This window comes from Bartonella sp. AA126HLJHH, from assembly GCF_042197425.1.
Lineage (GTDB): Bacteria > Pseudomonadota > Alphaproteobacteria > Rhizobiales > Rhizobiaceae > Bartonella.
Genome location: NZ_JBHIRU010000002.1, coordinates 13,175 through 37,186, shown reverse-complemented (window position 1 = coordinate 37,186; position 24,012 = coordinate 13,175). Strand labels below are relative to the sequence as shown.

The following is a 24,012-nucleotide window of genomic DNA, read 5'->3' as shown; positions in this document are numbered from 1 at the left end:
AAAAATACATATTGAACTATATGACTTGTATATAGTGTGAGATACATAAACATTATGTATATTTCTTACATATATAAATTAAAAATATTTGAGGTAAAGTTATGGTAAAAATATTTAAAAATTATATTTTAAGCATTTTTATAGCGAGCACTTTTTTTATTTCACAAACTGTAAATGTTAATGCAAACTATTTGAAAAACGATACTCCAAAAGAGGAACTTTCTGTTTTCCCAATGGAACAAGTAAAATATGCGAAATCCGATGTAGTTTCTACGACTGCTTTCTATGCTCCGTCTGTAAATTATCAAACAGAACATGGAACAATAGGTGAAGGAAAATTAGAAAAGGTCTTTGAGCCTATGACTGTAAGAGGGGGACTATTGTACGCTGGATATGCAATAAGTTTTATAGGATCGATAATAAATTGGATAAATGACATAGTATTGATGTTCAAGTAATTCAATCTATTGTAGAAATATAGAATACATAGCTTCATTATGTTATTATTAATTATTATAAATTTATTACATAATGAAGCTTCTACTTCTCTTACTATAACTATAAATTCTGTAAATTACATCCAAAAATCCAAAGTATAATTTATATACATACATATATATATATTGAATACTATAAAGTATTTGAGGTAAATGATGATTAATTTTTTTAACAATAATATGTTAATTATTTCTATGATATCTGTTTTTTACATTTCACAGACTGTAAATGTACATGCCAACTATTTGCAAAACAATATTCATCGTGAGAATATTTTTATTTCTGTAACAGAACAGAACAGAAAGGATGCAATCAGTACGATTGCTCTCTATACACAAAATCTAAATCGTCGTATGGAAAATGAAATTACCGTCGAAGGAAAATTTGAAAAGGTTGTTGAACCTCTTACACTCGGGGCTTTTGGTATGGGGATGGCACTTGGATATGCATCAAGTACGATAGGCATGTTTTTAGGATGGATAATAAGTAAAATAATATTGTATTTTAAATCTCGTTAAAATTGAAATTTCATCAGAATAAGACCTTCTCATATGAAATATAAACTATGAACATATTCTGTGTTTATCCATTGTTGATGATAAAACTAATGAATTATCACACTAAGAGTGAAAAAAGCTTTAAATGCTTCTGTTTCTCTCAATGTGCACTAATTCTGCCGATGCATCTATTCAATTCAGATTAAAATAAAAGTATTGGTGGTAAACTATGATTAAAGTATTGAAAACTTACGTATTAAATATTTTTATAGCAGTTGCTTTTTTGCTTTCACAAATTATAAATGTTCATGCCAATCATTTGAAAAATGATACTCAATGGGAAACTGTCTCTCTAATAGAACAAGGAAAGAAAAAAGCTATCGATATAGCTGCTCTTTATGTCCCAAGTTTCACTCATAGAGCAAAAAGTGAATCTGCCTTTGAAGGAAAATTTGAGAAAGTGTTTGAACCAATTACGCTAGGAGTTTTTTCTACAGTAGGAGCTTTGGGTTTTGGATTCTTGACTGGATCTGTTATGGCCATATTTAGTGGGATAATCGGATGGGCAATAGGAAAAATTAAAGGCAAATAATTCAAAGATACTTAGTTATTTTTTTCTATTTAAAATGAAAATACTTTACAGCCTGCTTCCCATCATTTAGCAGGCTGTTGTATGTTTTCTATGGATAACCTTTAGGTTACCATACTGTATAGCACAAATATAATATCTATTATTATACAAAGTAATAAATTAAGCTAAAAAAGATTATTCAAAGTATAGATTTGCGCACGAAATGCCATAAAATTACCTTATAAATCTTCCAATGTGAGTCTTGGGATGTATCATTTTAACATTTCGTTTAGCAGATTTAATTGTTACAGAGTATTAAGAGTATAAAATAACTATGAATGATTGATTTTTATACAAAAGTTCTTCAGTAAATACTATTCTATCTATTTAATTTTATTATTTAAGAAGGTGTACAAGTGAAGATACGTTGTAAAATCTAAGTGAATGAATAATAGAGAGAAAATTTTTGACTGTAACAGATTTTCTGTGAACATTTGGCGTTTATATCTCAAAAATAAAAATGCTTAAGGCTATTTCCTTTCATTATTGAGTTAAAAAGAAGAAAAGAAGCTCTATCCATTTAATAATTTAAATATTATGAAAAACGTGAAATAAATAACTTCACCAATTTGCCAGAAATAAAAAAAGGATAAGATTTATGGAATATATCAGCACGAGAGGTGAAGCTCCTGCTTTAAGCTTTACGGAAACAATCATGACAGGGTTGGCAAGTGATGGGGGACTTTATTTGCCAGATAAATTTCCTCAGCTATCATTTGATGCGTTACGAGCACTTCGTGGTCAGTCCTATACAACAATTGCTAAAACTATTCTGTGGCCCTTTGTGAATAACGAAATCGAATATACAGCTTTTGAAAATATGATCGCTGAATCTTATGCAACCTTTCACCATCCAGCAATCTGTCCGTTACGACAAACTGGAGCAGATGAATTTATCCTTGAACTCTTTCATGGTCCTACTTTAGCTTTTAAAGATGTAGCAATGCAGTTTCTTTCTCGACTGATGGATTATGTTTTGACTGAAAAAAATAGATGTGCAACGATTATTGCTGCAACATCAGGTGATACAGGAGGAGCTGCGATACAAGCTTTTGCTGGAAAAGAACACTCAGATATTTTTATTTTATTTCCTAAAGGACGTGTATCGCCTGTTCAACAACGGCAAATGACAACCAATCATTGTTCCAATGTTCATGCCATTGCCATTGAAGGAAATTTTGATGATTGCCAAGCTCTTGTCAAAGCAATGTTTAATGACCACAATTTTCGTAAAAAAAGAGCACTTTCAGGTGTTAATTCTATAAATTGGGCGCGTATCATGGCGCAAATTGTTTACTATTTTTCATCTGCACTTTCTTTAGGAGCACCTGATAGAGCTGTTTCATTTACTGTTCCTACTGGAAATTTTGGTGATATTTTTGCAGGTTATGTCGCAGCCCGTATGGGATTACCCATTGCTCAACTGGTCATCGCAACGAATGATAACGACATCCTTGTACGTACATTGACCAGTGGTACTTACGAAACACAACCAATAGTCCATACAACATCACCTTCTATGGATATTCAGGTCTCTTCTAATTTTGAACGTTTGCTCTTTGAAAGTGGCAATCGTGATCCAATGTGGATTCGCAATGCAATGGAAAACTTGAAAAAAACGGGGCTCTTTACTCTTGATGAAAAGCAACTCAAAAATATTCGTTCCCTATTTTCCGCTGGAAAAAGCAACATGGCTGCAACAGCTCAAACAATTGATAGTGTCTATAAGGAAAGTGGCTATCTTGTTGATCCACATACAGCGGTCGCTCTTCAAGTAGCGCGTGAAAACAAAAAACCGCATATTCCAATGATCGTTCTTGCCACGGCTCATCCAGCTAAATTTCCTGATACTATTAAAAGCGCTTGTGGCCTTCATGCTCCATGGCCATCTCATCTCAATGATGTAATGAAACACGAAGAACATTTTATAAATCTTGCTAATGATGAAAAAATAGTAAAAGATTATATTTCTTTAAAATCGCGTGCATCTTATTAAAGTTAGCTGCATTAATTTAAATCAAGAATATTCTGATACCCTTACAATGAGGTGTTTAGCTTATTTAATGGAGTTGTAGATACATGGATGTAGATATATGTCGCCTTAGTAATGGTTTGACTATCGCCACACATACAATGCAACAAATTGATAGTGTTGCTCTCGGAATATGGGTTAAAGTGGGCTCACGCAATGAAACCTCCACACAGCATGGTATTGCTCATCTTCTTGAGCATATGGCTTTTAAAGGAACCGAAAACCGTACTGCTTTTCAAATTGCAACCGATATTGAAGATGTTGGCGGTGAAATCAATGCTACAACCAGTATTGAAACAACAGCTTACTTTGCACGTGTACTTAAAAGCGATATCCCACTTGCTATAGACATTTTAGCCGATATTTTAATGCATTCAAAATTTGACGACGATGAACTAGAACGAGAAAAACAAGTAATCTTTCAGGAAATTGGTGCTGCCCATGACACTCCTGATGATATTGTTTTTGATCACTTTACAGAAACAGCCTTTCGTCATCAATCCCTTGGACGCTCTATTTTAGGAACAGCTAAAACTATTCAATCATTTACATCTACTGATCTCCATGATTTCATCAATAAACAATATAGTGCAGATCGTATGATTGTCGTTGCTGCAGGAGCTGTAAAGCACGAAAGTTTCTTGCGAGAAGTTGAAAGTCGTCTTGGTACTTTTCGCTCCCATTCAACCGCACCTCTTACTAATCTTGCAAATTATGTCGGTGGCGACTTTCGTGAATATCGCGATTTAATGGATACACAAGTTGTTCTAGGGTTTGAAGGGCGTGCTTATCACGCGCGTGATTTTTATGCAGCCCAAATTCTTTCAATCATTCTTGGTGGTGGTATGTCTTCACGTCTTTTTCAAGAGGTAAGAGAGAAACGTGGATTATGCTATTCTATTTATGCTTTTCATTGGGGATTTTCAGATACTGGGCTTTTTGGTGTTCACGCAGCTACCGGACAAGAAGGGCTCAAAGAACTTATTCCTGTGATTCTTGATGAACTTTCCAAGGTCAGCAAAAATATTCACGCCAACGAACTGCAACGAGCACAAACGCAATATCGTGCAAATCTGACAATGTCACAGGAAAATCCCTCTAGTCAAGCACATCTCATTGCTCGCCAAATACTCCTTTATGGTCGACCAATTCCAATATCGGAAACAATTGAACGCCTCAATCTCATCACTCCTAAAAGATTAACTGATTTAGCACATCGTCTTTTTACAAACTCCACTCCAACACTAACTGCTGTCGGACCTGTAGGACCCCTTATAAATTTTGATGATTTAACGTCAACTCTTTCATACAAGCTAAAGTAAAAACTTCTTTTCAATGCAACATCACAATAACGTCACATATTTTATCATAAAATTTACCACAAAAGCTCTCCTCATTAAATAAGTTTTGGAAATATTGGGCAAATAGGCGTACAAAACTACCCAATTCATACTTCATGTGATAAAGATTCTAATAAGTGAAGGTATATCCGTGAAATCTGAAAATTCATGGTTTAACTTTGCACTTTTAAAATATAAAACTTCATTCGCTTCAGGTTCCATTGAAGCAAATGGGTGTGTGGTCTATTTGTATATAAAATCACATAACTTAAGAAAAAGTGATAACAATTTATTATGTAAATAAATTATAAAAGGTGGACGTTTTTTCTCAAAAGTCGAAATGAAAATTAAACATCCTAAAATATTGAGAGTGGGACATTGTGAAGAGTTTGCGTAAAATAATTGACATCATTTTCATTGTAGTCGTTAGTTCTTTTGTCCATCTTACATCAGCACAAGCAATTGAACCAGTTAAAATTTCTTCTCAAGATGCTGCTCTTGATCTCTCAAAAGCAATTGAAATTCACCATACAAACAACTCTATTTTTCAAACAAGTACAGCACCAGGACCAGATGGTATTGTATGGCGTATTGAAGTGCAGGCAAAAAATGAAAAATTTTCCGGAAATTGGGCAGTTTTTTCTCTTGCAAATCCAACAGATGAACAAGTTGATCGTCTCATCGTTGCCCCCCATTACCGCATGGCACGTTCTGGATTTTTTTGGCCAGACCTTGGATCATCAAGGATTCAATCCATAACGCCAAGCGAAGGTTTTTCCCTCGATCGTCAACTTAGTGCAAACTCTGATATCTTTCGTATTACCCTTAACCCTGGTGCTGTTATTACATTTGTAGCCGAACTTAACTCTGCAAATCTACCGCAAATCTATTTATGGCAACCTGAAGCTTATAAAGATGCAATTAATTCTTATACGCTTTATCATGGTATTCTTCTTGGGATATCAGGTCTCTTAGCGCTTTTGTTAACTGTTCTCTTCGTCGTCCGTGGAACGGGGCTGTTTCCTGCAACAGCGGCAGTTGCTTGGGCAGTGCTTTTTTATATTGGTATTGACTTCAACTTTTTAAATAAATTCTTTGCAGTTACACTCACAACCCAACCAATCTGGCGTGCTGGTACAGAAGTAGCACTTACTGCTACACTCTTCATTTTTCTTTTTACCTATCTCAGCCTTAACCGCTGGCATTATCATTTTAGTTACGGTGCTATCGCTTGGACCATTGCGTTTTGCAGTCTAGGAGCCTTTGCTATTTACGATCCCATCAGAGCAGCTGGAATTGCGCGTTTGTCTTTTGGCCTTACCGCTGTGCTTGGTATAATATTAATCATCTATTTCTCAATCAGAAGCTATGACCGCGCCATTATGCTTATTCCAACATGGTTGCTCATTAGCTTTTGGTGTGTTGGAGCCTATACCTGCATAGCTGGACATTTAAACAATGATATTATCCAGCCAGCATTAGCAGGGGGATTAGTGCTCATTGTTCTTCTCATAAGCTTTACTGTCCTGCAACAAACTTTTTCTAATGACGCTTTCCATGAAGGAATATTTTCCGACCTTGAACAACAAGTACTCGCAGCAAAGGGAGCTGGAAATATTATTTGGGATTGGAATATTGAGCGTGATCGTATTGTTGTACATCCAAACATGGCAACCCTTTTTGGTACTGAAATTCATAACCTCAATGGACCTATGCGCAACTGGATTTCAGCCTTGCACCATGATGATCGTGAACGCTTTCAAGCCGTATTGGATATCATTCTTAAAAATAAAAAAGGGCGCATTGATCAAATTTTTCGGCTTTCTTCCGGTGGTGGTTATTATCATTGGTTTTCTCTTCGTGCACGTCCGGCTATGCAAAAAGATGGAAAAATCACACGTGTCATTGGAACCATTGTCAATATTACTAACCATAAAAAATCCGAAGAACGCTTATTGCATGATGCAATCCACGACAGCTTAACTGGACTTCCTAACCAACAAATTTTCTTTGATAGACTACAAAATTATACCTCTTTAGCGAAAGCAAATATCAAAATTAGACCGACTGTCTTTATGATTGATTTTGACAATTTTCGCCAAATTAATCGCAAATTAGGCATAGCAGTTGGGGATACTGTACTGCTTATAATCGCACGTCGTTTAAATCGTCTCATTAACTTTCAAGACACCTTATCGCGTCTTTCAGCAGACCGCTTTGCAATTATTTTACTCAGTGAAACCGAACCACAAAAAATTGCAGCATTTGCAGATCATTTGCACAAAACAATTTCAGCACCTATTTCACTTTCAGAAAATAAAATAATCCTTTCAACCTCTATCGGATTGGTTACATGGAGTGAAAGCCGATCGACGGCTAAAGATATTTTTAATGATAGTGAGTTAGCGATGATTCGCGCAAAACAAATGGGTGGGAACCATATTGAACCTTTTCGTCCTAATTTTCGCACTTTGGGTCTCGAACATAATACTCTGGAGAAAGATGTTCATTATGCCATAAAACGTAATGAGATGAAAATCCTCTACCATCCTATTCTTAATTTATCAGACGGACATATTATTGGTTTTGAAACAATTGTAGAATGGCATCACCCCACTTATGGAAATTTAAATGTCTCTGATTTCATAAAAATCGTAGAAAATGAACAAATTGTTATGGATTTGTCACAATTTATCATTGATAATGCCATTATTGATCTTATAAATGTACAAGAAAAGTTTTCCCAACAATCTTTCTTTATTTCAATTAATTTACCAAGCGCAGAAATGATTCATCCTCGTTTTATCAGTCAATTGCGTGCCGCTTTGCTTCGCCATCCGCTCCACAAAGGGCGTCTGATGATTGAAATATCTGAATTTGTCTTAAGAAATAATCCTGAACAATCAGCGCACTTTCTTGAACAAATTAAAACACTTGGAATGAATCTCGCACTCGATAATTTTGGAACAGGTTATTCGTCTCTGACCTATCTCGTACGTTATCCATTTGATATGGTTAAACTTGATCGTTCACTTATCTCAATCGACTCTCTTAAGAAGAAAATTGTTCTAAAGTCTATCATTAATATGGCAACAGATCTTAATTTGCAAATTATCGCAGAAGGTGTTGAAAATGAAAAAGAAGCAATCTTCCTCCGTCAAGAAGGCTGTAAATATGTTCAAAGTACACTTGTGACGAAACCGATTGCCATAGAAGAATTAATTACGCTCGTTCAGAGCCATTTCCCTTATAAAATAAAAACATAAGGGATAAAATAACGTGTAAAGTTAAAAAGCTTAGAAAAAACTCTACGCGTGTCCCATTTCAGAAGCAAGATAAGTTGGATCGATACCCATGCGTGTTAAACTTTTATCATACTTGCAGCTTAAATCGCTTTCAAAAAGAAAACTAGGTGATGTAGAACTGATTAGCCAACCATTTGTAGAAATTTCTGCCTCAAGTTGCCCCGCTTTCCATCCAGCATAGCCTAATGCGACCAGTGCATGTTGCGGACCTTGTTCGCAACTGATCGCTTTTAATATATCAATTGTCGCAGTAAAACAGATCTTATCTGCAATAAAAACAGTTTCTTCACAAGTATAATCATCTGAATGAAGGACAAAACCACGCGAAGGATCAACAGGACCACCATAGCGAACAGGAAACTGTTTTATTGGTTCAGAAAGACTTTTTTTTTGGCCACTGTCTATGACTCCCAAATGAAGCAAAAGCTCTGGAAAATCAATATGATGCAATTGATTAAGAATGATGCCCATCGCACCGGCATCAGAATGCGCACAAATATAAATAACAGAACGAATAAAGCGTTTGTCATTCATCCCAGGCATTGCTATGAGTAATTGTCCACCTAAAAAGCCATTACACCGCTTCATTAATCTGTTATTCTCCATAATTTACATGATAAAAGTTTGTTCATTTAGCACACTAGGAAAATAAAACTCCAATGAAAAAAAGTCGTATATTTACAAATTTACAAAATATCGCAACTTTCTTTTATAAAAAGCTTTTAGTTACTTTAAGCTTAACATTCATAGTTTTAGAATTACTTAACATTCCTGTAAATGCTCAAACAGAACAAAAACTCCAGCTTTTCGCAACATCTTGGTATGAATCAGATGGTGGTCGTATCCGATTAGCGATCACTGAACCTTCTCTTTCTGGAATAAGAGAAGGCATTATTGAAATTGAGCTTAAACCAGGATGGAAAACTTACTGGCGTAATCCAGGTAATTCTGGCATGGCACCATTTTTTAATTTCAACCAACAGATTTCTTATGAAATCTTTTATCCTACTCCACAGCTTTTTGAAACAGAAAATGATTGGTCATTAGGTTATAAAGATAAAGTAATATTGCCCTTCAATCTTTCTGGTTCAAGCAAAAATTTAAGTGGTGCTTTCACTCTTGGATTATGTAATAAAATCTGTCTTCCATTTACTATTAACTTTGATTTTTCGCCATCTGCTCTTAAAAATAAACAGCTTCCTGCTTCCTTCTTAAAAAAGGCGCAAGATTCTTTGCCCCGCATGATGCAGAATGCACTAAAAATAAGTGCCGAAAAAAATAACAGTACCCTTCTTATAAAAATACAAAATAACAACAAAACCACTCCTTCCTCTCTCTTTTTAGATGGAGGAGAAATGCAAATTGGAGCAGCAAGAAAAGTCAGTGATAACGCAGAATATACACTCTTCAGTGCTCCACTCTATTTCACACCAGAAGAAATAAACCAAAAAATTTTTTATACAATTTCTTTTAAAGATCACGCCTTAAGTGGAACATTCATATTCCATACGCAGCCAACCCCTCTTGCGTCTCCATGATAAAAGAAAAAGCTCTCAAAAAGCAATTATGCTGGAAAACGTCCATTTTCACGATATTGAGTAATTGCTTTGCGAGCAAGGGCATCTGCGCGTTCATTTTCTGGATGTCCCGCATGCCCTTTTACCCAGTGCCATCTAACTGTATGACAAGAACTAGCATCCTCAAGAGCTTGCCATAGCTCCATATTTTTAACAGGATTTTTTGATGCAGTGCGCCAATTATTCTTTTTCCAATCTTCAATCCACTTAGATATACCGTTACGTACATAAACTGAGTCTGTATAAAGATCGACCAAACAGGGCTCTTTAAGCGCCTTTAATGCACAAATTGCCGCCATGAGTTCCATTTGATTGTTTGTCGTATGGACCTTACCGCCATAAAGCTCCCGTTCATGACCATTCCAGCGTAAAATTGCCCCCCATCCTCCAATTCCAGGGTTCCCTGAGCAAGCACCATCTGTATAAATTTCAACGACTTTTTGTGGAGTTGCCATAAAATTTAAAAACCTAATTCACTTAGCGAATTTACATTACTGAAAAAACAAAGCTTGTGCCAATACTCCCATGGATCTTTCTTAATAACAAAGCTATTAGGCGGTGTATTAAACCAATCATATAGACGTGTGAGTAAGAAACGTAGAGACGCACCACGAGCTAATAAAACCATCTTGTCCAATTCTAAAGGGATCAATGGTCTTATTTTTTGATAACTTTCCAATAACTTACGTGCTTTGGTAAGATTATAGGAATGATCAGGCTCAAAGCACCAAGCATTTAAACAGATCGCTAAATCATAAGCAAAAAAGTCATTACAAGCAAAATAGAAATCTATCATCCCAGAAAGACGATGATTCACAAAAAAGACGTTATCATTAAATAGATCTGCATGAATAATGCCTATTGGTAAATTGAACGGCCAATTTTTCTGTAAAAAAGCCAATTCCAACTCAATTTTTTGTCCAAATTCTTTTAACAATGCATCTTCTTTGGTTTGACAACGTTGCCACAAGACCTTCCAATCCATAACAGAAAGAGTATTTTTACGACTAAGTGTAAAATCCTGTCCTGCTAAATGCAATTGTGCTAACCCCGTCCCCACTTCGCCACAATGATCTATATTGGGCTGGCGGATCCACTCTCCTTCCAGAAAAGTAATAATAGCGGCAGGACGTCCTGCTAATTCACAGATCATCATTCCATCATTTTGAATAACAGGTTGAGGACAAGGAATTCCACGCTGTCCTAAATGCTGCATCAAGCAACAAAAAAAAGGTAAATCATCTTTTGAAATACGCTTTTCATAAAGTGTTAAAATAAATCGCCCTTGTGTTGTCTCTAACATAAAATTAGAATTTTCAGTCCCCTCCTCTATACCTTGATAAGACAAAAGTGATCCTATTGCATAACGTGTTAAAAACACTTTTAAATCATTTGGGTGAATATCTGTATAAACGGCCATTATTCTGCTTTCGTTTTAGATATGTTTGTATTCTGATTTTCATTTTTTGCACTATTTGCTTGACCATTGACGAAAGCCATATCTTGAGACGTTAAAATGACGTCACGTAATTCGCGACTCACTAAAAATTTTTCCGTTTCTACCGCTGTTTCAGCTAATTCTATTGTGACATCATAACGCTCACGAAATGCTGAAATAATTTCATCAATAATAATTTCAGGAGCCGAAGCCCCTGCTGAAAGACTGACAATAGAAAGAGATTTTAGGTTTTCAAAATTAATTTCATCAGCGCGCTGAACTAAAATAGCTTGCCGCGCACCAGACTTTTCGGCAACCTCTACTAAACGTCGTGAATTAGAAGAATTTGGTGCTCCAACAATCAAAAACAAATCGCTCCCCTTTGCCGCTGCTTTAACCGCATCTTGTCGATTCGTTGTAGCATAGCAAATTGACTCAGCCGCTGGGGCTGCTAATGTAGGAAAACGTTGTTGTAATATATCGATAATTCCTGCAGTATCTTCAACAGAAAGCGTTGTTTGTGTCACAAATCCTAATTTATCTGGATCATTGGGTTGATAATGCAAAGCATCTTCTATCGTTTCAATAAGCGTCACAACTCCTTCTTCAAGCTGTCCCATTGTCCCTATCACCTCAGGATGACCAGCATGACCAATCAATATAACATGACGACCATGACGTTGATGTCGTATCGCTTGTTTATGAACTTTCGAGACCAACGGACATGTTGCGTCAAGATAAAACAAATTATAGTATCGTGCTTCTTCTGAAACAGATTTTGGTACACCATGAGCAGAAAAAACAACTGGTTGATTGCGATGTTCTTCTGGAATCTCATTAAGTTCTTCGACAAAAACAGCACCCCGTTGCTGTAATCCCTCAACCACGTAGCGGTTGTGTACAATTTCATGACGGACATATACTGGAACACCATATTTTTTTAATGCAAGCAGAACAATCTGGATAGCACGATCAACCCCTGCACAAAATCCACGTGGACCACAAAGACGTATCGTTAAAGGGGGAAGTCCAGACATAAATCATCCTTAATCTCTATAGTTTTAGCTATATATTCAAACAACCTATTATTATACATGAATAAGCAATGTAAAAAAACGTGCAATATCATCTTTTACATAAGAACACACTCTATCGTGTTTTCTTACAGCATTTTCTTGAAGAAAAGCTCTTTTAAAATTTGCTCTTTCATTTTACGCAACTAAAGAGCGATAAAATACCAAACAAGAGATTCAATCAAAAGAATTCCAAAGATAGCTGCCAAATACAGTAACGAAAAGAAAAACGTTTTTTTGGCCATCAAAATAGTTTCATTATGTGTATCAGCTTTCCATAAACAATAGGCAAAATAAATAAAGATAATGCTTAAAATTGTTGAAAAAATACCATAAAAAATTCCGCCAAGACCAGTAAAGCAAGGAGCAGCAGCACACAATGCCATCAAAATAGTATAAAATAAAATCTGTTTTTTTGTTGAATGTTCACCTCGTACATTAGGCATCATAGGGATACCTGCAGCCTCATAATCAAGAGATGAAAATAAAGAAAGAGCCCAAAAGTGAGGGGGGGTCCACATAAAAATGATTAAAAATAATAAAAAGCTATCAATACTCACTGTCCCTGTTGTCACGGCCCATCCAATCATTGGTGGAAAAGCCCCAGAAGCACCACCAATAACAATATTTTGTGGTGTGATACGCTTTAACCAAATTGTATAGATAACGACATAAAAGAAAATCGTAAACGCAAGAAAAAATGCCGCAAACCAATTAATGAAGCTCCCCATAACCAATACCGAGAGCATAGAAAGAACCATGCCAAAAATAAATGCCTTTTGGGAGCTGATTTTACCCATGGGAATAGGACGCTTTTTAGTCCGTTCCATCACAGCATCAATGTCAGCATCATACCACATGTTCAGTGCTCCCGCACCACCGCCACCAGCAGCAATACATAAAATTGCTAAAAAACCATACCACGGATTGATAGGAACAGGCGATACAAGCAAACCAACCAGAGCCGTAAAGACCACAAGAGACATAACACGTGGCTTTAATAATGTGATGTAATCACCAATACCGGATTTTGGTGGCGTTGATTTATCATTCACAACCGATAACTCTTCTGAAACTGACATTCCACTCAAAACCCTTTTCCATTTCTGTCATTCACAAACCCAATATTATCTGACAAATATTATCTAGCGTATGGAAATAACCCATTAAGACCAATCGTATTTTTGAGAAAATATGAAATATCTCTTTCGCACGTATCCCCTAAAAGTAAATGGAAATATTGGCAATAAAAATACATTTTTTCAATCAACGTTCTCTCCACATTACAAATGTATCATAAAAATATATCATATGAATTAATATATTTGGGTAAATACTGATTTTGTGTTATAGTTTTTTATAGGGAATTCATTTTTTATGTAAATCTATGCACGGTTGTGGGTGTTGAGTCGGATAGGATTTTCTGTGATACTTTATAAATTACTCAAAAAAACTTTTTTTATTGGTGCTGTTCTTTACACACTTTATAGTAGTTTTATCAGTCATGCATTTGCACAAACACCCTATGCACAAGATGTTCCTGCTCCGCAAACCTATGGTGCATGGACAAAAGTGTGTTCTCTACCACCAGGTACACCTAACATGCAGTGTGAAATTGTACAAAACGTTCACACACAAGGGCGTCAAGATATTACCTTGCGCGTTACATTTTATAAACTTCCTCAAAAGCAAGGTGCTTTGATGCGTGTTTTTGTTCCGATTCGCGTTGAATTACGTCCTGGCGTTGGAATTAAAATTGACGATAAAAATATGGGCAGAATGGAATATCGTCGTTGTCTTGGTGATAATTGTGTTGCTGAAGCCTTTCTTAAAGAAGACATATTGCAGCTCTTTTTAAAAGGAAAAATGGCAACCTATTTTATCTTTACAACTCCTGAACAAGGGATTGGAGGTTTTGTTGACCTTCATGGTCTTGGCGACGCCTATGCAACCTTACCGACATGAATGAAATCAATACATTTTAAACAATCAAAATCTCATCGTATATTTTGAAAGATTCTTAAAATTAGATTGATAAAAATCTTCGAAGCCCCCATAAAAATAGGATAATTCTTATGAAATCGCTGATTGATCATTTTGATATTGCTTCCTCTAAAGTGCAATCACTTATACAGGAAACACTTCATCATGCTGATGATGGTGAGCTTTACCTTGAGTATACAGAAAGCGAAGCTCTTTTATTTGATAATGGACAGCTTAAAAACGGCTCATTTCATCAAGATATGGGATTTGGACTACGCGTTGTTGCTGGAGAGGCTACTGGATATGCTCACTCTAGTGAGTTATCAGCTGCTGCACTCAAACGTGCCAGTGAAGCTGCTAAAGCTGTTACCTATAATAATCATGCAGGGACTTATAGCATAGCACCTCAACAAACAAACAAAAGGCTTTATCAACCGCATAATCCCCTTGATGCTCCATCATTTGAAGAAAAAAGTGCTCTTTTGCAAAAAATTGATGCCTATTTACGTGCTAAAAATGATAAATTGCATCAGGTGACTGTTTCTCTTTCCGGCTCGCTACAACATGTTGAAATTTTACGTGCAGATGGTTATTTGGTTCGTGATATTCGTCCCCTTGTGCGACTTTCTATATCTGTGGTCGCAGCTGAAGGCAATCGTCGTGAAAATGGTTTTTATGGATGTGGAGGGAGACAAGCATTTAACCAATTTATTCATGAAGACAATTGGAAAAAAGCCGCGGATGAAGCCTTACGTATGGCTTTAACAAATTTAGAAGCAGAAGCAGCACCTGCTGGATCTTTTGATGTTGTCTTAGCTAACGGATGGCCTGGTGTTATGCTCCATGAAGCCGTAGGTCATGGTTTAGAAGGTGACTTTAACCGTAAAAAAACATCGGCTTTTGCTGGACTTTTAGGACAACAAGTTGCAGCAAAAGGTGTTACTGTTGTTGATGATGGAACAATTCCACAATGCCGTGGCTCTCTCACTGTCGATGATGAGGGGACCCCTTCAGGATATAACGTTCTCATTGAAGATGGAAAACTCGTTGGTTTTATGCAAGACAGGCTTAATGCACGGCTTATGGGAGGTAAATCAACTGGAAATGGACGGCGTGAATCTTATGCTTATGCACCAATGCCACGAATGACCAATACAATCATGCTAGGAGGAGATAAAACACCTGAAGAAATCCTTTCTTCACTTAAAAGTGGTATCTATGCTGTTTCATTTGGTGGAGGACAAGTTGATATTACTTCCGGAAAATTCGTCTTTGAATGTACTGAAGCATACCGAGTAGAAAATGGCAAAATTTGTGCACCAATCAAAGGTGCAACTCTTATTGGAAATGGACCGGATGCTATGAAACGTATCACAATGATTGGTAATGATAGTAAACTAGACAATGGTATTGGTATGTGCGGAAAAGCAGGGCAAAATGTCCCTGTTGGTGTTGGTCAACCTCATCTTCGAATCAATAATATGACAATCGGTGGAACTGCGCTTATAGAGGAATAAGCTTGCTCATTCCTTCCCAGTATTGCCTCCTTCTCGTCTATTACGACCATTTTGTGAGGGGGAGATTACAATGAATTGATTTATAAAGATAATCTAGCGTTATTCATATTGTATTAGAACCTTGAATACCGCAAGATTCTCTCATTTTAAATCTGTGTCTGTTGGATCAATCAAAATCATTCGTTTATACGTTACAGGCGGGGAGAGTTATATGGATAAAAACTGTACAAGAAAAGACTAAAGATTCCTCTTATGGGGCGTCTCAAGTGCCAAGAGTTTTAAGAAACATTAGGGGATGGCAAATATAACGACGGCACAGGCTTATTCAGACACATCTTTTTCGTAAGATATTAGTCTTTTGTGTGGGGTAACTTGTCTTTTATATTCATAATAAAAAAGACTTTCTACATTTAGTGCTCTTAAATCAACGAGAAAAAGGTTATTATTATAGATAAATTTTGGAGAGATTTTATAATAATACTCAGGTAAACTTTTAAAAAAATTAGGCTAAAGTTTCCAACCTTTCTTTTTTTTCTTTTTGCTCAAAACAGCAACAATTTCGACATGTGGTGACCATAAAAATTGATCAATCGGTATGATTTTTTCTACTGTATACCCCCCTGCAACAAGAAGAGATAAATCACGAGCAAATGTAGTAGGATTACAAGAAATTGCCACAACACGTGATACTATAGTCTTCGCTAATTCACGTACTTGTTGCTCTGCACCAGCACGGGGAGGATCAAAAACAACACTCTCAAAACATTCAAGTTCCTTTACAGAAAGGGGATGTCGGAAAAGATCACGTTTTTCACAAGTGACCGTTTTTAAACCAGTCGCAAAACGTGCTGCTGTATTTAGATTTCTTAATGCATCTTCATTATTTTCTACTGCATGAACATTCATCTTTTTTGCCATACGCAAGGTAAATGTTCCTACCCCTGAAAACAAATCAACAGCATTCTTTGCTTTTTTAAAATGAGTCAAAATAATATTGCCCATTATATTTTCAGCTTCACAAGTTGCTTGCAGAAAACCACCAGAAGGAAATTCAACACGGACATCTCCAAAGTAAATCTCTGGTTTTTCTCGTTCAACCAAAACTTCACCGTCAACAGATAAACGTATAATCCCATATGAAAGAGCAGCACTGATCATTCTCTGACGAAGTGATTCATGGTGTATAATGCAACCGCTTAAAGCAACATCTAAACCATTTTCAACACATGTTATCGTAACATGAAACCGTTTGGCAGAGCTCTTTAGAAAAGCACAGAGCTCTCTGATATTATGCAACTGAGAAATAAGCTCTGGACGGCTTACTGGGCATTCCTCAAGAGCTACAATCTCATGAGAGAGATAACGGTTAAAACCAACTTTTTGCCCCTGTGGGGTCATGGATGCTGTTAGAGTAATCCGCCGTCGGCTATAAGGTTTACATTCTATTAAAGGCGCAACAACATTATTAAGTCCATACTTTTTAAGCGCCTCAACAACCAATTGTTGTTTCCATACGCGATAAGCATCCATATGCCAATGCTGAAGAGTACACCCTCCACATTCTCCAAAATGCTGACAAAGAGTATCAATGCGTTCTGATGATTTTTCTTTTAATGTTATATATGTTGCATATTTTCCATGAACAGTAATTTCAGCACACTCTCCTGGTAAAGTAAAAGGAACAGAAACGAAGCCGTGAGACGTCTTAGCAATACCATAACCATTTGCTCCGATATGATCGATTATGACATTGTCATTCACTCTTGTTTTTCTCCGAATAGTAAATATTCCACGTTGCCATCACCACCTGTAATAGGGGAAGAAATTAAACCTTTTGCACTCCACCCTGTTTGTATATTTAACCAAACAAAAAGCGCCTCAGCAGTTTCTTTAGCACTTGATGGACTTAATATTCCTCCCTTACTCAAGTGTTTACGACCAACCTCAAACTGAGGCTTTACCAGTAAAACAGCTTGGGCACCCTTCTTGGCTAAAGACAACACGGGAGGCAATGCAAGTTTGAGCGAAATAAAGCTAACATCTGAAACGATAAGATCAATTTCTCGCCCACCTAAATGTTCCTGTTTAAAATCTCTGACATTCAAGCCTTCTAATAACGTTATAGCACTGTTGCCCAATAAACGTTTATCAAATTGATGATGCCCAACATCAACGGCAATGACATGATCTGCTCCACGCTCTAAGAGAACTTGCGTAAAACCACCTGTTGATGCACCAACATCAATGGCTGTCACTTTATCTGTTATAATTGGAAATGCATCAAGTGCAGCAATCAATTTTAACGCTGCCCGAGAAACATAATTCTGCGCTGGATCACAAACGGTAATCTCTGCATCATCAAAAACGATTTGCCCAGCTTTAAAAACGATTTCTCCGTTAACTTTAACAGTTTGGCGCATAATTGCATCACGTGCGCGTGAACGTGTCGTAAAAAAGTTTTTTTCAACTAAAAGAATATCGAGTCTTTTTCTGGAAGCCATCTCATACTCGAATTTTCTATCCTGTTCGAATCTCGCGTCCCAAAACAGCAAAAACCGTGTTTAAAATACCCATAGCGTCAAGTCCGACACGTGAAAGAACTTTTTCTGGTGAACCATGATTCAAATATTCATCAGGAAATTTTAGTGTACGAACTTTCAAACCATGCTCTAAGAGCCCTTCTTGCGCTAAAAATTGTAATATGTGCGCTCCAAATCCACCGATTGCCCCTTCTTCAATTGTCACCAATACCTCATGCTCACGTGCCAAACGACGCATCAAATCTTTATCTAAAGGTTTTGCAAACCGTGCATCTGCAACCGTTGTAGACAATCCTTCAACCTCCAACGCATCAGCAGCTTGCAACACTTCTGACATCCGCGTTCCAAAACAAACCAAAGCGATTCTATTTCCTTCACGCAGAACGCGCCCTTTTCCAATTTCTAATAACTCACCACGTTGCGGTAAATCTATACCAATCCCCTCACCACGCGGATAACGAAAAGAAATTGGTCCCTGATCATAAGCTGCAGCTGTACGCACCATATGCATCAGTTCAAGCTCATCAGAAGGTGCCATAACAACAAAGTCAGGAAGAGTGGCCAAAAAAACAATATCAAAACTTCCAGCATGTGTTGCACCATCTGCCCCCACAAAACCTGCTCGGTCAATAGCAAAACGTACCGGTAATTTTTGAATTGATACATCATGAATAATTTGATCATAAGCACGCTGTAAAAAAGTAGAATAAATTGCAACAAAAGGCTTATACCCTTCACAAGCAAGTCCTGCCGCAAAAGTTACGGCATGTTGCTCAGCAATACCAACATCAAACATTTTTTCAGGAAATTTTTTCGCAAAAGAATCAAGTCCTGTCCCTGTTGGCATCGCTGCTGTTATGCCAACAATCTTATCATCATTGCGAGCTTCTTCTATTAAAGCTTTAGAAAATACCTTGGTATAGGGTAGAATATTACTTGATGCTTTTACCTGTTTTCCTGTCGTGACATCAAAACGATTAACACCATGATATTTATCAGACGAGGCCTCTGCAGGTGGATATCCCTTTCCCTTATGGGTTACAACATGCACCAAAACAGGACCATTAGGATATTCACGAACATTTTTAAAAACAGGCAATAAATGCCCCAAATTGTGCCCATCTATGGGTCCAACATAATAAAAGCCAAGCTCATCAAATAAAGTTCCCCCAACCAAAAGTCCACGCGCAAATTCCTCTGAACGACGAGCTTTATCCAAAAAAAACTTTGGCAATTTTTCGCTCAACATCTTTACGCGTTCACGCAAATGACGATAAGAAGGACGAGACACTAATCGTGCAAGATGTGCACTCATAGCACCTGTAGGTGGTGCTATAGACATATCGTTATCATTAAGAACAACAATCAAGCGTGCATTCAAAGCACCAGCGTTGTTCATGGCTTCATAAGCCATGCCCGCAGACATTGCACCATCACCAATGACAGTTATGATATTGCGTCTTGTCTCTGCTTTCAAAGCACTTGCCACTGCCATACCAAGCCCCGCTGAAATAGAAGTAGACGAATGCCCCGCTCCAAATGGATCATACACACTTTCTGAACGTTTTGTAAAACCAGATAATCCGCCCTCCTGACGTAATGTGCGAATTTTTTCTCTACGCCCCGTTAAAATCTTGTGTGGATAGGTTTGATGACCAACATCCCAAATAATCCTATCCTCTGGTGTATTAAAAATATAATGTAATGCAACAGTGAGCTCAACAACACCAAGTCCCGCCCCAAGATGACCACCTGTTACAGAAACCGCATCAATTGTTGCGGTCCGCAACTCATCAGCCAACTGTACCAAATCAGACTCAGGCAATGCCCGCAAATCTTGCGGAAAACAAACACGGTCAAGCAATGGTGTTAAGACCTGAGACAAAAAAAAATCCTTCCTATTATCTTAACTCAAGAAAACACAATGATAAAAATATATCTTCTCTACTCTTTTATTTACAGTTTTGCATCTTTTTTACTGAAAAATGCTCTTTTCTATTTGAGATGAGCTATAATTTCCTCATTTTTAACTTATTTTATAAAAAAGAAATCAATAAAACTTTCTGTTTATAAACTAAGGTTATTGCTTCTCTTAAGTCCCACAATAAATATCCAAAAAGATTTAAATTATTTAGCATCAAGTGGTTCCACTCCTTCTGGAAAACCTTCTTCTGAAAGCTGGATTTTTTCAACTTTAGCTTCAGCAACTCTTAAGAGTTTTTCACAATGCTTTTTAAGCGCTTCACCGCGTTCATAAATATCAATGGATTGTTCCAAAGGCACATCGCCACGTTCCAAATTTTCGACAATAACTTCAAGTTGCTTAAGCGCTTGCTCAAAGCTTAAGGTCGTAATATCCCCCTCTTGTATCTCTTTTTTCATATGAACCTCAAAAAATATCTGTTCTGGATATACGAACTCCAAAACCTTCCAAACCTACATAATGATGCTCTTTAGAAGCATAAATAATAACAGAGCCTATTCCTAAATATTTTAAAATTTGTGACCCTAAACCAATTTTGCGCCATTCTTCTTCGCGTTCAATCGCCTGCACATGGTTTTCTGAATTGTTTCTTGTCATGTTTTGAATACCAACAGTTGATTGTATAACAGATCCTTCACGCAAATAAATAAATACGCCACGTTTTTCTTTTTCCATCATACGCCGCATCATCACCATAATATCTGAAGTTTGACAAAAAACGTCACTTATAATGTTTTCATGATGTAAATGCACAGGAATATTCTCACCCTCACGGACATCACCAAAAACAATTGCAATATGCTGAACGACTTCCCAAGGGAGTTGATAACTTTGAACAATAGCGGGACCTACGAATGTTTCAATAGGCATTTCTCCAACATGCTTGATCAATATTTCCTTACGTTGGCGGTAAGCAATTAAATCTGCAACCGTTATAATATGCAACCGATGTTCTTGCGCAAATTTCATAATCTGATCGCCATGTTTAACGCTTCCATCATCATTAACTAACTCACCGATAACACCAACCGGCGGCAAATTAGCTAATTTACATAAATCAACAGCGGCCTCCGTGTGACCTGAACGCATAAGCACTCCCCCTTCATGCGCAATTAAAGGAAAAACATGCCCTGGACGAACAAAATCATCCGCACTTGCATTTGAATTCGCAAGATTACGTACAGCTAATGTACGGTCATGTGCTGAGATCCCTGTTGTTATGCCGTGTTTAAAATCAACAGTAACCGTAAATTGCGTCCCATGTGCAGAGTTATTATCTGGTACCATAGGAGAAAGATTAAACCGTTTTGCTTCTTTTTTTGGCATAGGTGTGCACACAATACCTGTTGTGTGACGAAGAATAAACGCCATCTTTTCTTCTGTACAATGCGCTGCAGCAACAGTTAAATCACCCTCATTTTCACGGTCATCATCATCTGTCACCACAACAATTTCACCGCGTTCAAAAGCTTTAAGTGCAGAAACAATTTTTTTTTCATCATACGCCATTGTTCACCTTTTCAATCACCCAACTTGACCGCGATGTCTTAGATAATGGTCAGCAATAGCACAAGCAACCATCGCTTCACCAACAGGAACGGCACGAATCCCAACACATGGATCATGACGTCCCTTTGTTATAACGTCTATATCATGACCATCAACATCAATGGAACGACGAGGTGTTAAAATTGATGAAGTAGGCTTTACAGCAAAACGCGCAACAATTGGCTGTCCACTCGATATTCCCCCTAAAATACCACCAGCATGATTGGATAAAAAAAGCGGTTTTCCATCATTTCCCATTCGCATTTCATCGGCATTTTCTTCTCCTCTCAAGCGGGCTGCCGCAAAACCATCACCAATTTCCACACCTTTTACCGCATTAATCGACATAAGTAACGAGGCAATATCTTGATCAAGCTTTGCGTAAATAGGGGCTCCTAAACCTGCCGGAACATTTTCTGCAACGATCTCAACAACCGCACCAACAGATGTCCCCTCTTTACGGAGTTTACTGATATAGTCACTAAAAATGTGAACCATCTCTGCATCAGCTGTAAAAAAAGGATTATTATCAACCTCTGACCAATCCCAACGATCACGATTAATATTATGAGGACCAATTGCTATCACTGCTCCTCGTACACTCAAACCAGGAACGATTTTACGAGCAAATGCACCTGCTGCAACACGTGCTGCCGTCTCCCGTGCCGAAGCACGTCCCCCGCCTCGAAAATCACGAATGCCATATTTAATATCATAAGTATAATCCGCATGTCCTGGACGATACTGATGAGCAATTGCTCCATAATCTTGAGAGCGTTGATCTGTGTTTCGAATCAACAGAGAAATTGGTGTACCTGTTGTCACCAATGTCGTTCCATCGTCTTGAACAACAACTCCTGAAAGGACCTCTACTTCATCTGGTTCTCGGCGCTGCGTTGTGTATTTTGATTGTCCTGGCTTGCGTTTATCAAGATAAGCTTGAACTTCTGCAAGAGTAAAAATAATTCCAGGTGGACAACCATCAATGACACAACCAAGAGCAGCACCATGACTTTCACCCCATGTTGTTACACGAAACAAATGACCAAATGTATTATGCGACATGAAAAAAGATCCATTTCTCTGTCAAATATATACAACGATAACGTATGTTGTGTGCTATACACAAAACAGCTCTTTTCTCCCAAATACTCTTGGACACCTTAAATTTGGTCAAATTACTGCTGTCTAATAAAATCTTATAAACCAAACTTTATTCTTTAACGACAGAAATGTCTGGGGCATCAACTGCTTTCATACCTATGATATTATAACCCGAATCGACATGATGGACTTCACCGGTAACAGAACGAGACAAATCTGAAAGAAAATAAAGCGCAGAATCACCAACCTCTTCAATTGTTACCGTACGACGTAATGGAGCATTATATTCATTCCATTTTAAAATATAACGAAAATCACCAATACCAGAAGCCGCTAACGTTTTAATTGGTCCAGCAGATATAGCATTAACACGAATATTTTGGGGACCTAAATCTACCGCTAAATATTTCACGCTCGCTTCAAGAGCGGCTTTGGCAACCCCCATTACATTATAATTGGGAACAACCTTTTCTGCACCATAATAGGTTAGTGTCAAGATTGAACCACCATCTGGCATCAATTTTTCTGCACGCTTCGTTAGAGCTGTTAGCGAATAAACGGAAATATTCATGGTCATCATAAAATTTGATTCGCTGATATCAATATAACGACCACTTAATTCATCTTTATCAGAAAAACCAATAGCATGAACTAAAAAATCAAGTTTTCCCCATTTCTTCTCTATTTCTCTAAAGACCGTATCAATAGAGACACTGTCAGAAACATCACAATGTCCACAAACAAATCCATTTAATTCTTCAGCCAAAGGCTCGACACGCTTTTTCATTGCTTCACCCTGATAGGTAAAAGCAAGCTCTGCCCCTGCGCTACTTGCCGCTTTAGCGATTCCCCAAGCGATGGAGCGATTATTGGCCAACCCCAAAATTAAACCACGCTTACCGTACAATAAACCATTACCCTTAGCCATCAGCACTGCCCCATTGT

Annotated in this window: 21 protein-coding genes; 9 read left to right on the top strand and 12 right to left on the bottom strand. The window is 37.3% G+C overall.

Annotated elements, in window-relative coordinates:
• Positions 1-101 precede the first annotated feature (101 nt).
• The 6 genes from ACFIQC_RS01430 (at position 102) to ACFIQC_RS01405 (ending at position 8,264) form a co-directional block, all read left to right on the top strand.
• Entirely contained in the window at positions 102-458 is a 357-nt protein-coding gene (locus ACFIQC_RS01430) for a hypothetical protein (RefSeq protein ID WP_375620662.1), read from the top strand.
• Positions 459-650: 192 nt separating this feature from the next.
• Positions 651-1,016, top strand: a complete 366-nt coding sequence (locus ACFIQC_RS01425) for a hypothetical protein (protein WP_375673713.1) — start codon at positions 651-653, stop codon at positions 1,014-1,016.
• 208 nt (positions 1,017-1,224) lie between these two features.
• A complete protein-coding gene (locus ACFIQC_RS01420; protein WP_375629499.1) occupies positions 1,225-1,587 on the top strand; it encodes a hypothetical protein in 363 nt (120 codons plus the stop codon).
• Between the two features lie 637 nt (positions 1,588-2,224).
• Positions 2,225-3,622 carry a threonine synthase gene (thrC, locus tag ACFIQC_RS01415; RefSeq protein WP_375611136.1) on the top strand — a complete coding sequence of 466 codons (1,398 nt, stop codon included), beginning with the start codon at positions 2,225-2,227 and terminating at the stop codon, positions 3,620-3,622.
• A gap of 83 nt (positions 3,623-3,705) precedes the next feature.
• Positions 3,706-4,980, top strand: coding sequence for a M16 family metallopeptidase (locus ACFIQC_RS01410; RefSeq protein WP_375611135.1), 1,275 nt, complete (start codon positions 3,706-3,708; stop codon positions 4,978-4,980).
• A 398-nt stretch (positions 4,981-5,378) separates the two neighbouring features.
• Positions 5,379-8,264 (top strand): EAL domain-containing protein, encoded by a 2,886-nt coding sequence (locus tag ACFIQC_RS01405; RefSeq protein ID WP_375620659.1) that lies wholly within the window; start codon positions 5,379-5,381, stop codon positions 8,262-8,264.
• A 42-nt stretch (positions 8,265-8,306) separates the two neighbouring features.
• Here the strand turns inward: ACFIQC_RS01405 and ACFIQC_RS01400 are convergent, their stop codons facing one another.
• Positions 8,307-8,891, bottom strand: a complete 585-nt coding sequence (locus ACFIQC_RS01400; RefSeq protein ID WP_375620658.1) for a YqgE/AlgH family protein — start codon at positions 8,889-8,891, stop codon at positions 8,307-8,309.
• Positions 8,892-8,962: 71 nt separating this feature from the next.
• Here ACFIQC_RS01400 and ACFIQC_RS01395 point away from each other — a divergent pair, with 71 nt between their 5' ends.
• Positions 8,963-9,841 carry a protein-disulfide reductase DsbD domain-containing protein gene (locus tag ACFIQC_RS01395; protein WP_375620657.1) on the top strand — a complete coding sequence of 293 codons (879 nt, stop codon included), beginning with the start codon at positions 8,963-8,965 and terminating at the stop codon, positions 9,839-9,841.
• Between the two features lie 26 nt (positions 9,842-9,867).
• On the opposite strand, the gene rnhA is transcribed toward ACFIQC_RS01395, so the two are convergent.
• The 4 genes from rnhA to cyoE form a co-directional block, all read right to left on the bottom strand.
• On the bottom strand, positions 9,868-10,335 hold the full coding sequence (gene rnhA / locus ACFIQC_RS01390; RefSeq protein ID WP_375620656.1) for a ribonuclease HI: 468 nt from the start codon (positions 10,333-10,335) through the stop codon (positions 9,868-9,870).
• 5 nt (positions 10,336-10,340) lie between these two features.
• Positions 10,341-11,300, bottom strand: a complete 960-nt coding sequence (locus ACFIQC_RS01385) for a homoserine kinase (protein WP_375620655.1) — start codon at positions 11,298-11,300, stop codon at positions 10,341-10,343.
• Positions 11,300-12,355, bottom strand: a complete 1,056-nt coding sequence (gene ispH / locus ACFIQC_RS01380; RefSeq protein WP_375706636.1) for a 4-hydroxy-3-methylbut-2-enyl diphosphate reductase — start codon at positions 12,353-12,355, stop codon at positions 11,300-11,302. Before ispH ends, ACFIQC_RS01385 begins: the two co-directional genes overlap by 1 nt.
• A 182-nt stretch (positions 12,356-12,537) precedes the next feature.
• Positions 12,538-13,473, bottom strand: a complete 936-nt coding sequence (cyoE, locus tag ACFIQC_RS01375) for a heme o synthase (RefSeq protein WP_375706688.1) — start codon at positions 13,471-13,473, stop codon at positions 12,538-12,540.
• Between the two features lie 343 nt (positions 13,474-13,816).
• Between cyoE and ACFIQC_RS01370 the strand changes: the two genes are divergently transcribed.
• On the top strand, positions 13,817-14,356 hold the full coding sequence (locus ACFIQC_RS01370) for an invasion associated locus B family protein (protein ID WP_375640316.1): 540 nt from the start codon (positions 13,817-13,819) through the stop codon (positions 14,354-14,356).
• 110 nt (positions 14,357-14,466) lie between these two features.
• Entirely contained in the window at positions 14,467-15,891 is a 1,425-nt protein-coding gene (gene tldD, locus ACFIQC_RS01365) for a metalloprotease TldD (RefSeq protein ID WP_375611127.1), read from the top strand.
• A 507-nt stretch (positions 15,892-16,398) separates the two neighbouring features.
• Here the strand turns inward: tldD and ACFIQC_RS01360 are convergent.
• The 7 genes from ACFIQC_RS01360 to fabI all read right to left on the bottom strand — a co-directional run bounded on the left by ACFIQC_RS01360 (position 16,399) and on the right by fabI (position 23,995).
• Complete coding sequence (locus tag ACFIQC_RS01360) at positions 16,399-17,652, bottom strand: class I SAM-dependent RNA methyltransferase (RefSeq protein ID WP_375706635.1); 1,254 nt, start codon at positions 17,650-17,652, stop codon at positions 16,399-16,401.
• Positions 17,649-18,392 carry a TlyA family RNA methyltransferase gene (locus ACFIQC_RS01355; protein ID WP_375706634.1) on the bottom strand — a complete coding sequence of 248 codons (744 nt, stop codon included), beginning with the start codon at positions 18,390-18,392 and terminating at the stop codon, positions 17,649-17,651. The genes ACFIQC_RS01360 and ACFIQC_RS01355 overlap by 4 nt, the downstream gene beginning before the upstream one ends.
• Before the next feature lie 16 nt (positions 18,393-18,408).
• Positions 18,409-20,316, bottom strand: a complete 1,908-nt coding sequence (dxs, locus tag ACFIQC_RS01350) for a 1-deoxy-D-xylulose-5-phosphate synthase (RefSeq protein WP_375620650.1) — start codon at positions 20,314-20,316, stop codon at positions 18,409-18,411.
• Positions 20,317-20,558: 242 nt separating this feature from the next.
• The gene (locus ACFIQC_RS01345; protein ID WP_375611123.1) at positions 20,559-20,813 is read right to left on the bottom strand and encodes an exodeoxyribonuclease VII small subunit; all 255 of its coding nucleotides are present in this window, start codon (positions 20,811-20,813) and stop codon (positions 20,559-20,561) included.
• A gap of 7 nt (positions 20,814-20,820) precedes the next feature.
• Positions 20,821-21,924, bottom strand: coding sequence for a 3,4-dihydroxy-2-butanone-4-phosphate synthase (gene ribB, locus ACFIQC_RS01340; RefSeq protein WP_375620649.1), 1,104 nt, complete (start codon positions 21,922-21,924; stop codon positions 20,821-20,823).
• 15 nt (positions 21,925-21,939) lie between these two features.
• Positions 21,940-23,028 carry a chorismate synthase gene (gene aroC / locus ACFIQC_RS01335; protein ID WP_375620648.1) on the bottom strand — a complete coding sequence of 363 codons (1,089 nt, stop codon included), beginning with the start codon at positions 23,026-23,028 and terminating at the stop codon, positions 21,940-21,942.
• A gap of 148 nt (positions 23,029-23,176) precedes the next feature.
• On the bottom strand, positions 23,177-23,995 hold the full coding sequence (gene fabI / locus ACFIQC_RS01330) for an enoyl-ACP reductase FabI (RefSeq protein ID WP_375620647.1): 819 nt from the start codon (positions 23,993-23,995) through the stop codon (positions 23,177-23,179).
• Between the last annotated feature and the right edge of the window lie 17 nt (positions 23,996-24,012).

Bases quoted from the DNA above. Each gene is read 5' to 3' on its own strand.
- ACFIQC_RS01430 (WP_375620662.1), top strand. From the start codon at position 102: ATGGTAAAAATATTTAAAAATTATATTTTAAGCATTTTTATAGCGAGC.
- ACFIQC_RS01425 (WP_375673713.1), top strand. From the start codon at position 651: ATGATGATTAATTTTTTTAACAATAATATGTTAATTATTTCTATGATA.
- ACFIQC_RS01420 (WP_375629499.1), top strand. From the start codon at position 1,225: ATGATTAAAGTATTGAAAACTTACGTATTAAATATTTTTATAGCAGTT.
- thrC (WP_375611136.1), top strand. From the start codon at position 2,225: ATGGAATATATCAGCACGAGAGGTGAAGCTCCTGCTTTAAGCTTTACG.
- ACFIQC_RS01410 (WP_375611135.1), top strand. From the start codon at position 3,706: ATGGATGTAGATATATGTCGCCTTAGTAATGGTTTGACTATCGCCACA.
- ACFIQC_RS01400 (WP_375620658.1), bottom strand. From the start codon at position 8,891: ATGAAGCGGTGTAATGGCTTTTTAGGTGGACAATTACTCATAGCAATG.
- ACFIQC_RS01395 (WP_375620657.1), top strand. From the start codon at position 8,963: ATGAAAAAAAGTCGTATATTTACAAATTTACAAAATATCGCAACTTTC.
- rnhA (WP_375620656.1), bottom strand. From the start codon at position 10,335: ATGGCAACTCCACAAAAAGTCGTTGAAATTTATACAGATGGTGCTTGC.
- ACFIQC_RS01385 (WP_375620655.1), bottom strand. From the start codon at position 11,300: ATGGCCGTTTATACAGATATTCACCCAAATGATTTAAAAGTGTTTTTA.
- ispH (WP_375706636.1), bottom strand. From the start codon at position 12,355: ATGTCTGGACTTCCCCCTTTAACGATACGTCTTTGTGGTCCACGTGGA.
- cyoE (WP_375706688.1), bottom strand. From the start codon at position 13,473: ATGTCAGTTTCAGAAGAGTTATCGGTTGTGAATGATAAATCAACGCCA.
- tldD (WP_375611127.1), top strand. From the start codon at position 14,467: ATGAAATCGCTGATTGATCATTTTGATATTGCTTCCTCTAAAGTGCAA.
- ACFIQC_RS01355 (WP_375706634.1), bottom strand. From the start codon at position 18,392: ATGGCTTCCAGAAAAAGACTCGATATTCTTTTAGTTGAAAAAAACTTT.
- ACFIQC_RS01345 (WP_375611123.1), bottom strand. From the start codon at position 20,813: ATGAAAAAAGAGATACAAGAGGGGGATATTACGACCTTAAGCTTTGAG.
- ribB (WP_375620649.1), bottom strand. From the start codon at position 21,924: ATGGCGTATGATGAAAAAAAAATTGTTTCTGCACTTAAAGCTTTTGAA.
- aroC (WP_375620648.1), bottom strand. From the start codon at position 23,028: ATGTCGCATAATACATTTGGTCATTTGTTTCGTGTAACAACATGGGGT.
- fabI (WP_375620647.1), bottom strand. From the start codon at position 23,995: ATGGCTAAGGGTAATGGTTTATTGTACGGTAAGCGTGGTTTAATTTTG.